Raw genomic sequence first — 15891 nt, forward strand, 5'->3', positions numbered from 1 at the left:
TTATAAAAGGAGGGCATTCACATGGCACAAGTACAATACTATGGCACAGGACGTCGTAAAAGCTCAGTAGCTCGCGTACGTTTAGTTCCTGGCGAAGGACGCGTTATCATTAACGGTCGTGATTTTGAAGATTACATCCCATTCGCTGCATTAAGAGAAGTTGTTAAACAACCACTTGTTGCAACTGAAACATTAGGTAGCTATGATATTTTAGTAAACGTTAACGGTGGTGGATACACTGGTCAAGCTGGTGCAATTCGTCACGGTATCTCAAGAGCATTATTACAAGTTGATCCTGAATACCGCGGAACTTTAAAACGCGCTGGATTATTAACTCGTGATGCACGTATGAAAGAGCGTAAAAAATACGGTCTTAAAGGTGCACGTAGAGCTCCTCAGTTCTCAAAACGTTAATTTTTATTTATACGTTCAAAACTCCTCTCCACTTTGTGGACAGGAGTTTTTTTATTTTGTGGGATTAGTTCATCATGCGTAAATTCCGCTATTTTCAATTCCTCCTTACTATTCTTCCTTTTCCCTATCTTTCCTTTGATTATGGACGGACTTTTTAATTTTTGTCTGTCTTTAGTTATTTCAGAAAGTAGCAGCTTTTTTACATACATTAATTTTTCTTAGGTCTCCTCTTTGTTCAATTCGTTCCACCATTTAGTGTTTTTGAAACTTTTTATAATTATTTTAAAAGTGTTTGTAGGTTTTTGTATTGTTTTGTAGGTTTGCATATAGAATTAGTTATGTATTTCATTTATATGTTTGAAAGCGTTAACAAGGGGGATTTATATGAAGAAATTTGGATTAGCTACGCAAATCTTTGTTGCTCTTATATTAGGTATTGTTGTAGGAGCTTTAGTATACGGAAATGATAAAGCAATATCTTATATTCAACCGATTGGTGATATCTTTATTCATTTAATTAAAATGATTGTTATGCCAATTGTCATTTCAGCTCTTGTAGTAGCTGTAGCAGGTGTAGGGGATATAAAGAAGCTAGGAAAACTTGGAGGAAAAACACTTCTTTATTTTGAAATCATTACGACGATTGCGCTTGGAATTGGAATGCTTGCAGCGAATTTATTCCACCCAGGTAAAGGCGTAGATATGACTCATCTGCAAAAAGGTGATATTTCAGCGTATGAACAAACAGCAACTGCAACACAACAAAGTGGTTTTGCAGAGACAATTGTTCACATTTTCCCGAAAAATGTGTTTGAATCAATGGCACAAGGTGATCTATTGCCGATTATTTTCTTCTCTGTTCTATTTGGTTTAGGAGTAGCAGCGATAGGGGATAAAGGAAAGCCTGTTCTTGGATTTTTTGAAGGTGTATTAGAAGCGATGTTTTGGGTTACGAATCAAGTTATGAAAACCGCTCCGTTTGGGGTTTTCGCATTAATTGCTGTAACAGTTGCAAAGTTTGGTGTAAGTACTTTATTACCACTTGGTAAACTTGTTTTAGCTGTTTATATAACTGTGGCATTTTTTGCTATTGTTATTTTAGGTATTAATGCTAAAATGACAGGGACGAATATTTTTACACTTATGAAGATTTTAAAGGAAGAGCTGATTCTTTCTTTTACAACAGCAAGTTCGGAAGCAGTACTTCCAAACATTATGAAAAAAATGGAAGACATGGGTTGTCCAAAAGCAATAGTATCTTTTGTTATACCGACAGGGTACTCGTTTAACTTAACGGGTTCAGCGATTTACCAAGCTCTTGCTGCATTATTTGTTGCTCAGATGTACAATATTCACATGTCATTTATGGAACAGATCACATTATTATTTGTACTAATGCTTACATCAAAAGGTATGGCTGGTGTCCCTGGTGCATCGTTCGTAGTAGTACTGGCTACACTAGGTTCGATGGGATTACCTTTAGAAGGTATCGCATTAATTGCAGGTATTGATCGTATTTTAGATATGGTTCGTTCTGCAGTAAATGTATTAGGAAACTCGTTAGCAGCCATTACGATGGCGAAATGGGAAGGCGAATACGATAAAGATAAAGCGCAACAATATATTGATTCTATTAAGGAATCAAAAGTTGCGTAAAGATGGGAGAAAAAACAAATGGCGGCTACTGAAATTAAACCAAACATACGCATTGAAAAAGATTTTTTAGGGGAAAAAGAAATTCCAGCAGATGCCTACTATGGTGTCCAAACGTTACGCGCAGTTGAGAATTTTCCTATTACTGGTTATAAAATTCACGAAGAGCTAATTAAAGCTTTAGCAATTGTAAAGAAGGCAGCAGCACTTGCTAACGTAGAAACAAAACGTCTTTATGAGGGAAATGGTAAAGCGATTGCAGAGGCAGCTCAAGAAATTATTGAGGGCAAATGGCATGATCAGTTCATTGTTGATCCGATTCAAGGTGGCGCGGGTACATCAATGAATATGAATGCAAATGAAGTTATTGCAAATCGTGCGCTTGAAATACTAGGAAAAGAAAAAGGTGACTATTTCTGCATTAGTCCAAATAGCCATGTAAATATGTCGCAGTCTACAAATGATGCATTCCCAACTGCAATTCATATCGCGACTTTAAATATGTTAGATAAATTATTAAACACAGTGAATTATATGCGTGATGTATTTGAGTTAAAGGCAAAAGAATTTGACCATGTAATTAAAATGGGCCGTACTCACTTACAAGATGCAGTGCCGATTCGTTTAGGACAAGAATTCGAAGCATATTCTCGAGTACTTGGTCGTGATATAAAACGAATCGAACAATCTCGTCAGCACTTATATGAAGTAAATATGGGGGCTACAGCGGTTGGAACAGGTTTAAATGCAGATCCACGCTATATTGAACTAGTTGTTAAGCAACTTGCTGAAATAAGCGGCTTATCACTTGTTGGAGCTGAGCATCTTGTTGATGCTACTCAAAACACTGATGCTTACACAGAAGTATCGGCTGCTCTAAAAGTATGTATGATGAATATGTCTAAAATTGCGAATGATTTACGTTTAATGGCTTCTGGCCCACGCGCAGGTCTTGGTGAAATTTCATTACCAGCACGTCAACCTGGTTCATCTATTATGCCAGGTAAAGTAAATCCTGTAATGGCAGAAGTTATTAACCAAGTTGCATTCCAAGTAATCGGTAATGATCATACAATCTGTTTAGCGTCTGAAGCAGGACAATTAGAATTAAACGTTATGGAGCCTGTTTTAGTATTTAATTTACTTCAATCAATTAACATCATGAATAATGCATTCCGTGTATTTACAGATAATTGTTTAAAAGGAATTGAAGCTAATGAAGACAGAATGAAAGAATATGTAGAAAAGAGCGTTGGTCTAATCACAGCTGTTAATCCACATATCGGTTATGAAGTTGCTGCGAGAATAGCAAGAGAAGCAATTTTAACAGGAAAGCCAATTCGTGAACTTTGCTTAAAATATGACGTATTATCAGAAGAAGAGCTTGATTTAATTTTAGATCCATTTGAAATGACTCACCCTGGTATTGCTGGTGCAGTTCTTTTAGAACGTCAATAAAACAGTTAGCCTGCTGATAAACGCTCACTTTCTCTGTGCTTAGCCTGTTTGCGGTGCTTATACCGCCATGTATGTAAATTTAGCACCGCTTCTGGCCTTGCGCATTGAAAGATAATTCGTTTTCAATCAGACTGAAAATTAATAATTACAAAGTAAGGGCGAAAAGCCCTTTTTTGCTTAACTAAAAAAGATAAAAATAAAAAAGATAGAAAAGGGATGGGATTATATGCATAAATTCAAGGTAGGTTCGAATGGAGAAGTGGAGACTACCTTGCGAGGTGCCGAATTATTAGGTGTGCCAATGCTTAATAAAGGAGTTGCATTTACTCAAGAGGAACGAAAAGAATTAGGTTTAACAGGATTATTACCGCCAGCTGTATTGACGCTGGAGGAGCAAGCTAAACGAGCTTACGCGCAATTCTCGTCACAACCAACTGATTTGCATAAAAATGTTGCATTATCAGCTTTACATGATCGTAATGAAACATTATTTTATCGAGTGCTAACTGATCACTTACCTGAAATGCTTCCGGTTGTTTATACACCAACAGTTGGTTTAGCAATTCAACGTTATAGTAATGAATATAGAAGACCTCGTGGTTTGTATTTATCGATTAATGAAGAGGATGGTATTGAACAAGCATTTGATAATTATGGCGCAAATGCAGATGAAATTGATTTAATCGTTATTACTGACGGTGAAGGAATATTAGGAATTGGTGACTGGGGAGTTGGAGGTATTAATATCGCAATTGGTAAATTAGCGGTATATACAGCTGCGGCAGGTATTGATCCAGCAAGAGTATTGCCAGTCGTTTTAGATGTTGGTACTGATCGCGAAGAGCTACTAGATAATCCATTTTATGTTGGAAACCGTCATCCTCGCGTTCGCGATAGTCGATATGATGCGTTCATTGATAAGTTTGTAACAACTGCTGTAGAAAAATTCCCAAATGCATTACTTCATTGGGAGGATTTTAGCTCTAAAAATGCACGTAGCATATTAGATAAGTATCGTCACCAAGTTTGTACGTTCAATGATGATATTCAAGGCACAGGAGCTGTATCACTTGCAGCTGTGCTAGCAGCAGTGAATGCATCTGGTATTCCACTAAGTGAACATCGTGTAGTTGTATTCGGTGCAGGAGCGGCTGGTATTGGAATCGCAGATCAAGTACGTGACGCAATGGTACGTGAAGGCCTTTCATTCGAATTAGCAAACCGCAGATTCTGGTGTATTGACCGAAATGGATTGCTTGCAGAGGATATGGAAGGGTTGTTCGACTTCCAACAACCGTATGCACGCCAAATTGAGGAAAATAACTCAGGTGCAAGCCTAGCAGAAGTTGTAAGCCAAGTTCATCCGACGATTTTAATTGGTACTTCAACTGTTGCCGGTGCTTTCACAGAAGAGATTGTAAAAGATATGGCAGCACATGTTGAAAGACCTGTAATTTTACCGATGTCCAATCCTACACCACTTGCAGAAGCAAAACCTTCTGATTTAATCAAGTGGACTGAAGGAAGAGCATTAGTAGCAACTGGAAGTCCATTTGCTCCAGTAACATATAACAAAACGGTTTATGTAATAGGTCAATCAAATAACGCGCTTATTTTCCCAGGCTTAGGACTTGGAACAAATGTTTCACGCGCTAGTATTATTACTGATGGAATGTTTGCAGCGGCTGCAGAAGCTGTAGCGGAAATGATCGATGTAAGTAAATTAGGTGCACCTTTACTTCCTCAAATCGAGAATCTACGTACTATTTCTGAAGTAGTTGCGATTGAAGTAGCAAAAGCAGCAGTTGCTGATGGAGTAGCTCGAGTTGTACACGACGATATTGAGCAAGCAGTACGAAACGCAATGTGGGAGCCTGCATATCGTCCGATTAAAGCTATAAAAGAATTGGTCACTATATAATTTTAGACTGCCCGAAAACGCTCGCTTTCTTCGTTGCTTTGCCTACCTGCGGTGCTCATTACAGTCTAAGGTAACTCCGCTCCTCATCAGGCTTCACGCCTCGAAAGATAAACGCTTGCAATCAGTCTAAAAATCAAATAACTAGGACTTTGTCTATACACATAAATACAGCTTGTATTATCAAGCTGTATTTTCTTATGAAATTTAGTAGTATGGAGGATCATTGTGTTAATAACAACAAGGCGATATACTAGTAGCAAAAATCAGGAAGTGGCGGATTTGAAATCTAAAGGACTGCAAGGTAAAGATTTCTGGATTGTTATTGCACTTATGGTTATAGTTCCAATAGCGGGTGAACTGAACTTTCATCCATTTGATAATATATTTCGAGTTAGTTTTGGAACCCCAATTTTTTTCTTTTCTTTATTGTATTTTAGGAATTATCATTCTGTTTTAATAGGACTATTAATAGGCATATCTGTCTTTGTATTCCGTGTTGGGCTAGATTGGTTAGTATTGACCGATTTTAATCTTGCTTCATCTTTTTCGGTTAGATTTCCTACTTTCTTATATTATTTTTCATATTCCGTTTTATTTTATTTACTGAAGGTGAATCGGTTTCAGCATCCTTTACTAATAGGAGTCTTCGGTATTACTATTGAAATCACTTCTAGTTTAATCGAATTAATACTTCAGCTATATGGAATGGGTTCTTCACTTACAGTCGAAGAGTTAAATAAAATTATTATTATTGCGGTGTTTAGAAGCTTCTTTGTATTAGCGTTTATCAATATGATGAAACTTTACGAGCTAAAACTGAAGGAATCACAAACTCGTAAAGAAAATGAAAATATGCTTATGCATTTATCCAATTTGTATGTAGAGTCTGTTTATTTGAAAAAGACATTACAAAATGCCGAAACAATAACAAAAGAATCCTACAATTTATATCGAGACATGAGTAAGTACAAACAGGATTTAGGAGTTCCAATTGAAAAATGGGGGAGCAAATCTTTAAGAATTGCAGGAGAGGTACATGAAATAAAAAAGGATAACCAAAGAATTTTTGCTGGACTTTCTAAACTAATTACAAGTGAAAGTTTGCCTGAATATATGAGTGTAAATGATTTAGTGACAATGGTTATCCGAATTAATCAAAAATATGCAGGAATGCTAGGGAAGAAAATTGAGTTTATTTCTCAAATAAAGGGACAACATCCGCACTATCATATCTATCTAATGCTATCGTTTATTAATAATTTAGTTGCGAACGCAGTTGAAGCTATAGAACATAAAGGGACGATTCTCTTATCAATAGAAAGAGTTGAAGATTGGATTGAATGTAAGGTTATTGATAATGGACCTGGAGTTCCTTCAAAATATATGAAGCTTATTTTTAAACCTGGGTTTACTTCTAAATATAGCGATGATGGAACTCCATCTACAGGAATCGGTTTATCTTATATCAAAGAAATGGCAGAAGAACTGGGAGGAGAAGTTATTCTCAATCAAAAAGAGAGTGAATGTATTTTTACGATCCGACTACCAATCGGAGCTCTTGTCTTAGAAAGGATGAATTTATGAATTTTTATATCACAGATGATGATGAAGTCTTTCGATCGATGTTATCACAAATCATAGAAGATGAAGAGTTAGGTGAAGTTGTTGGTGAGGCGGAAGACGGCTTTTTTTTAGATGCAAATACACTTGAAATAAATCATGTTGATATATTATTTATCGATTTATTAATGCCTCTTCAAGACGGTATAGAAACAATACGGAGAATGGGATCTTCATTCAAAGGAAAAATTATTATGATTTCTCAAGTGGAGTCTAAAGAATTAATTGGAGAAGCTTATTCTCTCGGTATTGAATATTACATTACTAAGCCATTGAACAAAATTGAAGTGATTTCGGTCGTTAGAAAGGTCTTGGAGCGAATTCGACTAGAGCGATCCATTCTTGATATTCAAAAGTCATTAAGTAATGTTTTTGATGTAAATTCAATCATTCAACATAATCCAGTGTCTGATAAAAAGAAAATAACGGATTGGGGACAGGTTCTATTATCAGAACTTGGCATAGCTGGAGAAAATGGGAGCAAAGACTTGCTTGATATGCTCAATTACCTATATGAACATGAAGCGAATTTTGGTTTAGAGGCAGGATTTCCTACATTAAAGGATATTTACACGCACATCAGTTTGAAAAAGCTAGGGATTGTAAATTCTCAAGAAGATGTTGAGCGGGAAAGGAAATCATCCGAACAACGAGTTCGTAGGGCAATTTATCAATCATTAAACCATATGGCATCAATAGGACTGACAGATTTTGCGAACCCTAAATTTGAAAATTATGCTTCAAAGTTTTTTGATTTTGAAACAGTTCGTCAAAGAATGAGTGAATTGAAGCAAGCGTCCTTGACTTCATCAACTCATACTCGCATTAATGCAAAGAAATTTATACAAGTTTTATACTTTGAATCGAAACAGCTTTTAGTTGAAAGGTATTAAAAATAAATTTTATTTGGCCCTCAAGCACTTTTGCTGAGGGTCTTTTTGTATGTGATTACTTTCTGGAATAAACTAAATAGTATAATCATATTTTAAAATGACGAAAAATTAAAAAATTCTAATAATTCATTCTCAAATTGTAGCATAGAAGAGTTTTAAAAGAATAAAATAATATACCTTAATATATTATACCTATGGCCATCTACGTTAGGGGTGATGTACGTTGGGCTTGATCGACTGGATAATGGGCAGAATGAATTTTCAATCAAGTACTAGTTCTTTTGAATTATTAAATGATGAAGGGGACGGCCAACTAACATTGGGCGATAGATTATTTAAGAATGACGTGATCCGGGCGTGTATTAGACCTAAAGCCAAGGCAATTGGAAAACTGAAAGTAACGCATGTTAGAGAAAATAATAGAGAGTGCAAAATTAACCCTGATCCGTGGATTTATAATGTTCTTCAAGAACCAAATCCATTTATGTCTAGGCAATTACTTTTAGAGAAAATGGTAACTCAGCTTGACCTAAACAGTAATGCGTTTGCATTTATAAAGCGAAATGATTTTGGTTATCCTACCGCTATTTTTCCTATTCCTTGTACGAAAGTTGAAGTACTCGAAAATAATCAAGGTTTGATCTTTTTAAAATTCACATTCAAAACCAAAAATGTACTAATTTTACCTTATAGCGATATCATTCATTTAAGACAAGATTTTAATAGTAATGATCTATTTGGTACGCCACCATATGATCCTTTACTTCCGTTATTAGAAGTGATTGATTCTGTAGATGATAGTATCGTCGAAAATGTGAATAACAATCGCTTTATAAATTGGTTATTGAACTTTAAGGAAGTACTAGATCAAGAAGATATGATTAATAATACGAATGAATTTGTAATTAATTATATGAAATTTACAGGTGATGGTGTAAAAGCAGGTTTTTCAGAGCCTACGTATGATTTAGAGCAAGTATCACCAAATGATTATACTCCAGAGGCAGAGCGAACGAGTGGTACTATAAAACGTATCTATAGTTTTTTTAATACAAATGAAAGTATAGTTCAAAGTACATTTAATGAAAATGATTGGAATACGTATAATGAGGCCGTAATTAATCCACTAGTCATTCAGTTAAATAATGAATTTACACGTAAATTCTTCACCCCAGCGGAACGAAAAAATGGTAATCGTATCGTTTTTGAAGCATCTAACTTAGAATTTGCATCGATCACAACTAAGTTAGCATTTTCAGTTATGGTAGAACGAGCTTCCTTAACTCCTAATGAATGGCGTTCGTTAATGGGAATAGGCCCAATCGAGAGAGGAAATATTCCACTTCTAAAAACAGATACTGAACCAATCGACCAAAAAGAAAGAGATCGAGAATTTGAATTACGTGTTGAAAGAGAAAAGAAACGCGAAGAAGAAATTGAAAGACGCAGACAAGAGTGTTTAGAAGAATGCAAAGAAGAATGCAAAGAATTTAAAGAATTTTGTAAGGAACAACAAAAGAAACTTTTAGAAAAACTAGAATCTGACGACAAAAGTAATTAATTAGATAAAATAGAGCTTTTAACTAATTTTTAGTTAGGCTTTTTTTTTTTCAATTAGAAAGTTAACATAGGTTAGATAGACAGGATACTTGTCCGAACACTTTTTCCATTGGTTCATATAGTAAAGTAATAGCTAAAATTAAACCAATTTATGGAGTTGTTTATATGTTTGAAAAAGATGCGATTATTACCCTATTAGGTAGTTCTGGCGGAGTGGCAAAGGCAGTACTTTCTATATTTAATAAAGCGGCAAAGGATCAAAATGATCCGATTCATCAGATAATGAAAAATGCCAGGTTTCATTTAATTGATTTGAAACAAAAAGATTTAACTTATTTTGAAAGGATTATTCCTAACCTAATTGAAAACGTTACGTTTCATGAAATGAATGTTAATAATATTGATTTAATGAAAAAACATCTCATAGAGAGTAATACAGTTATTGTAGTTGATGTTTCTAGAGCGGATTCTGTTGAAATGTTGCGCTGTTGTAATGAGTTTGGTGTGAAATATGTCAACACAGCTTTAGAAAGTGAAATAGTAGATGAAGATGAAAGTATTAGTTCCGGGTTCCCACTTAAAGAACGTTTACGTATCTTCGAGGAAAATAAACGAAAGTTTAAAAATACTACAGCAATTATTGGTTCAGGGATGAATCCTGGTATTGTGCAATGGATGGCAATCGATTTAATGAACCAATTCCCTTCCGAAAAACCTCTTGCATGTTACATTGTTGAACATGATAATTCTTTTTATGAAAACCCTTCTATAGCTCAAAAAGAAACAATTTACACCACTTGGTCCCCAGATTGCTTCCTAGAAGAGGCAGTCACAAGCTTTCCTATGTTTGTTAAACAAAATATTCCAATCTTCTTGTATGATAATGTTTATTCTGTTGAATTTAAAGTAACATTGGGGGAAAAAGTCTTTTATGGTTGTCTTATGCCACATGAAGAAGTATTTATTATTGGCAAATTGTTCAACTTAGAAAGTGGTTTTGTGTATCGTGTTAATGAGCATACAACCAATCTAATTAGAAATAATTTAAAAAATACTGACGAAATATTGGGTTTTGATAAAAAGCTTCTAGATCCTTCAACAGCTCCATTAGTAGGAGAGGACGTAGTTGGAGTTTTACTTGTGTACGAAGATAAAGAGCGCTATATCTATAATGTTATGAACAATAAAGATTCATTCGCTAATTACGGTACAAATGCAACCTATCTTCAAGTCGCTTGCGGAGTTTATGCAGGAGTTGCAAGTTTATTTTTGGATACTGTAGTAAAAGGTGCCTACTTTGTAGATGAATTAGTATTAAATACAAATAGTAAATATGGACAGTATTTAAAATATCATATGCCTCAGTTTGTATATGGAGAAAATGAAAAAAGTGATGGATTACTTTTACACAGAATGAAATCATTCGATAATTAAAAACATGAAAGAGGGTAGGAAGTTTTTTCAAAAACCCCTCTTTTTTTGTTGTATTTAACTACGAGTAGACCTTTTAAGTCTTGAAAATTTTCTATTATATAAAATCTGTGTTTTTTATGAAAATTACTATTTTTTTATGGAAGAAATTAAGTATGTAGTTTTTGAATGAAGCACCCCTTTTCGTCTTAGACTATGGCTACGGGGAGGTTTCATCATGAATCTTATAACAAATTTCCGAGAAAAAAGAAGAGCAAAGCAAATTACATTTGAAAAGAGCTTATTAAAAGAACTAAAAATAATGCAATTAAAAGCCCAATTAAAGGATTCATTTTCCTACTGTATAGACGCGGACATTAACCAAAGAAAAGCAAGAGAAGATTATTGTTTAGAGTTAGCGGTAGAAACTTACTTATTGGGTGCAAGATATAGCCGATTTGGTTTTTATGGTGAACCAATCGAGAATGTTATAAGAAGATCAGCTAAAGAATCTGAATGGTTAGCTTATTTATTTTATTCTTCTGTATTTGGTCGTAAGGACGATATTCAAACAGAACCATTTGACCGATGTAAAACTTTTTTAAATAATTGGTGGTTAGATGGATATGTAAAAGGAGAAAGAAGACACAGACTTCGTTTATCAAAGTAAGTCATATTCTTCCTAGTTGTCCCATATATTTTTTATAGGACAATCAGGGGGAGAAAAAATGAAAAGATGGCATTTAATCGTTATCATTGTAACCTTTGTTTTTTTGATTTTGAGTATACCTTTATTACAAAAAACTTCAAAGACCTGGAATTTTAGGGGACTACCTCTAGATGGAAAAGTGATTGTTTTGGATGCTGGACATGGTGGACCAGATGGAGGTGCTTCAGGTGGAGATGTTATTGAAAAAGTTGTTGCTCTATCAATAACAAACAAACTGAGGGATTATTTACAAGGTCAAGGCGCAACGGTTATTATGACAAGAGATGGAGATTACGATCTAGCAGAGGAAGGAATGAAAGGATATAGTAGAAGAAAAAGCGTTGATTTAAGGAAAAGGGTAGAAATTATTAATGGATCGAACGCAGACCTATACATATCAATTCATTTAAACTCCTTACCAAGAACATCTTCAAAAGGTGCACAAACATTCTTTTATGGTTCATTAATTGAAAATGAGCGATTTGCAAAATACGTCCAAGCTGAGTTAAGGGAAAGTCTAAATAATACCCATCGATTAGCGAAAATTATTAATCATGTTTATTTGATGAAATATTCTAAAGTACCAGGTGCGCTTGTAGAAGTTGGCTTTTTATCAAATTATGAAGAAAGTCAGCAGTTAAGAGATGAAGAATACCAAGATAAACTTGCTGCAGCTATATATAGAGGGGTTATTAGATACTATACAGATAAAAATGAACCGCCGAATTAATTGGTGTTTCAAACTATTGGCAAACGCTCGCTTTCTTCGTAACTTCGTCTGCTTACGGTGCTCATTACCGTTTAAGGTAACTCCGCTCCGCACAGACTTCGTGCCTCGAAAGACAAACGTTTTCAATTAGTTTGAAAATCATATTTTTTGGACTTCGTCTATGATAAGGAACCGCCGAATTATTCGGTGGTTTTCATTTTTACTAACTAATTAATGTTACTTAAGACTAACTATGATACATGTGTTATACTATTTAGTATATTAAGATAACGAGGTGTAAATATGCTTACCAATGAACAAGTATTATCACTTTTAGGTACAATTAATGAGCCATTTTTAAATAAATCATTAGTAGAATTAGATGCTGTTAAAGAAATTTCGATAAAAGAAGAGAAGAAACATGTAAGCGTTAAAATTGCATTGTTGAAAACTGGCACAGCTGAACAAATGCAAATTCAAACACAAATTGTTCAGTTATTGAAGCAGAACGGTGCTGATACAGTTGGAATTCGATTTACTGAATTTACAGAAGAAGAAAAAGGTCAGTTTAATGGAGACAACCAAGAAAACTCAACACTTTCACTATTGGATAATAAAAAAGTACAATTTTTAGCGATCGCAAGTGGAAAAGGTGGAGTAGGAAAATCAACTGTTTCTGTGAACTTAGCAGTTGCTTTAGCAAGATTAGGTAAAAAAGTAGGTATAATTGATGCCGATATTTATGGCTTTAGTGTACCGGATATGATGGGAATTACGACAAGACCTGTAATCAGAGGTGAGCGTATTATTCCAGTTGATCGTTTTGGAGTAAAGGTTATTTCAATGGGATTCTTTGTAGAAGATAATTCACCAATTATTTGGAGAGGTCCAATGCTTGGTAAAATGCTACAACAGTTTTTCACAGAAGTTGAATGGGGAGATTTAGACTATTTATTACTAGATTTACCACCAGGTACTGGAGATGTAGCGTTAGACGTTCATAGCATGTTACCATCTTGTAAAGAAATAATTGTTACGACACCACATCCTACAGCTTCAATTGTTGCAGCTAGAGCGGGAGTAATGGCATTAAAAACAAATCATGAAATTATTGGTGTTGTAGAAAATATGAGTTATTTTGAAAGTAAAAAAACTGGCGAAAAAGAGTATGTTTTTGGTAAAGGTGGAGGAGAAAGGCTTGCAAAAGAGCTTCAAACAACTCTATTAGGACAATTACCTTTACAGCAGCCTGATTGGGATGAAGAAGACTTTGCTCCTTCAATATACGATAAAGATCACCCAACTGGTAAAATCTATACGTCGATTGCTAAGCAAGTAGTCGAAAAAATCGTATTAAATAAATAATAAACAATACCCTTTTAATTTATATGCTTGTTTTTTGTTAGCAATGGTTATACGATAACCATTGCTAATATTTAGACATGAATTAAATTATTAGGGTATTTATATTGATTAAATAGTTAATAAAGTTTTATATGAATCGCTATTTTAAGAAGAAAATCAGAAGCTTTGTGAAAACGGGGGATTAAGAAACGAATGACGAGTCGGAAATTGGTTCGATTATTTTTAACAACATTACTAGTTGGTGGAATCGCAACAATCATTACGGGTATTCTTTATGGGTATAAAGAGTATTTAAGTTACGTTCAAGATGGTAGATTTATTAAACTTCTAGTAGAAGTATCATTTTTATTTATATTAGGATTAGTATTCAGTGCAGTAAGTCAGATGGGATTCTTTGCATATTTGACAATACATAGATTCGGGTTAGGATTATTTAAGTCATTATGGAATACAGTTCAAATTGTATTAATCATATTAGCTTTATTTGATTTAGCGTATTTTCGATTTAAAGAGTATGCGCATGGAGAAGCTTTTACTGTATATTTAATATTCCCAATAGTGCTTTTAGTAGGTAGTTTGATTGTTTCTTATATAAAAATGAAAGAAACAAACAAAGGGGCGTTTATTCCAGCATTATTTTTTATGATTGTCGTTACAATCGTTGAATGGGTTCCTGCATTAAGACAGAATGATCTTTCGTGGTTAATTCTAATGTTAGTACCGTTATTTATTTGTAATGCGTATCAGTTATTAACTCTACACAAAATACTAAAAAGCTAAGAGAAATATCTCTTAGCTTTTTTATTTTACAATTTTAATATTTGTTTTAGTATTAGATATCATTTGAGAAACAGTTATGTTTTTATATCCTTCGTCTTTTAAATAGGACCAAATTAATGGCAATGCTTTTGGCGTTTGAAGTGCGGAATCACTTGCATGAAGCAAAATGATGTCGCCAGGATCAGTATTATTTTCTACGCTTTTAACAATTTTATTTGTTCCAGGATTTCTCCAGTCTTCAGTATTAACACTCCAATGAATCACAGAAAGATTGTTCCGTGCAGCAAGCTTTATAACTTCTTTATTATATTCACCATTTGGTGGTCTAAATAACTTAACGTCTTTTACACCTAGACGATTAAATACTTCTGCTGAATTATTTAAATCTCTTTGCATTTCAACTGGAGTTAGCTGGGTGTAGCTTTTATAACGATACCCAAGTGTTCCAATCTCGTGACCTTGCTTAACGATTGTTTCAACGATCTCTGGATGTCGCTCTGCCCATGATGCAGATAAGAAAAAAGTGGCATTCGTAATTTTTTGATTTCGTAAAACGTCCAAAACTTTGAGTACATTTTCATCGCCCCAGCTTATATCAAAAGTAAGAGCTACATTTTTTTGTGAGGCATCGCCTCTGTAAATTGCCATTGGCCCCTTGTTGGTTGAAAAAGTTGAAAATGTTTTAGGTGCTTGTATATAAACTAAGCAAGCTGTGAAAAATGCAATAATAGTAATTAAAGAAAATTGCTTTAATTTCCTTTTTGAAGTGATGTAAAAGTAAAAAAGCATAAAATCGCCTTCTTTCTTGTCCAAGTTCTTATATAAAGGATATGAGATTAAGTAAGCTTGTATGCTTCAAAACGAAATGATTAAATGTTTTAAGTATTAGAACAATAAAACTGGTATTTTCTTAAAGACGAAAGTACCATGGAGTGGGGATTATGTTTGGAATACTTCTAAATAAGGAGCATGTATTAGAGATTGAGTCGCTCATAATACGCTCTCTATATGAATTAGAGAAAGAGTTATCTTCGCATAACTTAAATGAAAGAGTTAAAAATGAAATGATTCTAAAGAAGAAAATCTTATATGAGGTGTATAATAGACTACCACTATGGGAGGATTCACTTAAATAATGGTGTAGAGAGTAAAAAGCATCATAGCCGTTAACTTTCGCGATTATATGAGGCTTGTACATTTATCCCATGAAAAAGATTTTAAAAAAAATCAAATTTTGTGTTGACGTTATATTTGAATACGTGGTATATTATTTCTTGTCTTCAACGACAACAAAAACTGATTCAACAAATTAAAAAAAAATTTTAAAAATGTTGACAGGCTATATTACAAAATGGTAATATTAAAAAGTCGCTTACGAGCGATGAAGTGAACTTTGAAA

The 15891-nt window shown here is 34.2% G+C and carries 14 protein-coding genes; 13 read left to right on the top strand and 1 reads right to left on the bottom strand.

Annotated features, from left to right (window positions below; genetic code table 11):
- Positions 1 to 21 precede the first annotated feature (21 nt).
- The 12 genes from rpsI (at position 22) to ABEY15_RS22215 (ending at position 14492) form a co-directional block, all read left to right on the top strand.
- Positions 22 to 414 (top strand): 30S ribosomal protein S9, encoded by a 393-nt coding sequence (rpsI, locus tag ABEY15_RS22160; protein WP_056467505.1) that lies wholly within the window; start codon positions 22 to 24, stop codon positions 412 to 414.
- 384 nt (positions 415 to 798) lie between these two features.
- Complete coding sequence (locus ABEY15_RS22165) at positions 799 to 2070, top strand: cation:dicarboxylate symporter family transporter (protein ID WP_429892173.1); 1272 nt, start codon at positions 799 to 801, stop codon at positions 2068 to 2070.
- Between the two features lie 18 nt (positions 2071 to 2088).
- Positions 2089 to 3525: an aspartate ammonia-lyase gene (gene aspA, locus ABEY15_RS22170; RefSeq protein ID WP_429892174.1), complete on the top strand. Its 1437-nt coding sequence runs from the start codon at positions 2089 to 2091 to the stop codon at positions 3523 to 3525.
- Between the two features lie 226 nt (positions 3526 to 3751).
- A complete protein-coding gene (locus ABEY15_RS22175; RefSeq protein ID WP_429892175.1) occupies positions 3752 to 5446 on the top strand; it encodes an NAD-dependent malic enzyme in 1695 nt (564 codons plus the stop codon).
- 330 nt (positions 5447 to 5776) lie between these two features.
- Positions 5777 to 7030, top strand: a complete 1254-nt coding sequence (locus ABEY15_RS22180; RefSeq protein ID WP_429892186.1) for an ATP-binding protein — start codon at positions 5777 to 5779, stop codon at positions 7028 to 7030.
- On the top strand, positions 7027 to 7959 hold the full coding sequence (locus tag ABEY15_RS22185; protein WP_429892176.1) for a response regulator: 933 nt from the start codon (positions 7027 to 7029) through the stop codon (positions 7957 to 7959). The genes ABEY15_RS22180 and ABEY15_RS22185 overlap by 4 nt, the downstream gene beginning before the upstream one ends.
- Before the next feature lie 223 nt (positions 7960 to 8182).
- Positions 8183 to 9520 carry a phage portal protein gene (locus ABEY15_RS22190; RefSeq protein WP_429892177.1) on the top strand — a complete coding sequence of 446 codons (1338 nt, stop codon included), beginning with the start codon at positions 8183 to 8185 and terminating at the stop codon, positions 9518 to 9520.
- Between the two features lie 164 nt (positions 9521 to 9684).
- Positions 9685 to 10953, top strand: a complete 1269-nt coding sequence (locus ABEY15_RS22195) for an S-adenosylmethionine decarboxylase related protein (protein ID WP_429892178.1) — start codon at positions 9685 to 9687, stop codon at positions 10951 to 10953.
- Between the two features lie 214 nt (positions 10954 to 11167).
- On the top strand, positions 11168 to 11599 hold the full coding sequence (locus ABEY15_RS22200; RefSeq protein WP_429892179.1) for a DUF2521 family protein: 432 nt from the start codon (positions 11168 to 11170) through the stop codon (positions 11597 to 11599).
- 58 nt (positions 11600 to 11657) lie between these two features.
- Positions 11658 to 12368, top strand: a complete 711-nt coding sequence (cwlD, locus tag ABEY15_RS22205) for an N-acetylmuramoyl-L-alanine amidase CwlD (protein WP_429892180.1) — start codon at positions 11658 to 11660, stop codon at positions 12366 to 12368.
- A 282-nt stretch (positions 12369 to 12650) separates the two neighbouring features.
- The gene (locus ABEY15_RS22210) at positions 12651 to 13712 is read left to right on the top strand and encodes a P-loop NTPase (protein WP_429892181.1); all 1062 of its coding nucleotides are present in this window, start codon (positions 12651 to 12653) and stop codon (positions 13710 to 13712) included.
- 192 nt (positions 13713 to 13904) lie between these two features.
- Complete coding sequence (locus ABEY15_RS22215; RefSeq protein WP_429892182.1) at positions 13905 to 14492, top strand: KinB-signaling pathway activation protein; 588 nt, start codon at positions 13905 to 13907, stop codon at positions 14490 to 14492.
- Between the two features lie 21 nt (positions 14493 to 14513).
- On the opposite strand, the gene pdaB is transcribed toward ABEY15_RS22215, so the two are convergent.
- Positions 14514 to 15281: a polysaccharide deacetylase family sporulation protein PdaB gene (pdaB, locus tag ABEY15_RS22220; protein ID WP_429892183.1), complete on the bottom strand. Its 768-nt coding sequence runs from the start codon at positions 15279 to 15281 to the stop codon at positions 14514 to 14516.
- Between the two features lie 152 nt (positions 15282 to 15433).
- Between pdaB and ABEY15_RS22225 the strand changes: the two genes are divergently transcribed.
- Positions 15434 to 15628, top strand: a complete 195-nt coding sequence (locus ABEY15_RS22225; RefSeq protein WP_429892184.1) for a hypothetical protein — start codon at positions 15434 to 15436, stop codon at positions 15626 to 15628.
- Positions 15629 to 15891: the final 263 nt, after the last annotated feature.

Source organism: Gottfriedia acidiceleris (assembly GCF_050457485.1).
Classification (GTDB): Bacteria; Bacillota; Bacilli; order Bacillales; family Bacillaceae_G; genus Gottfriedia; species Gottfriedia acidiceleris_D.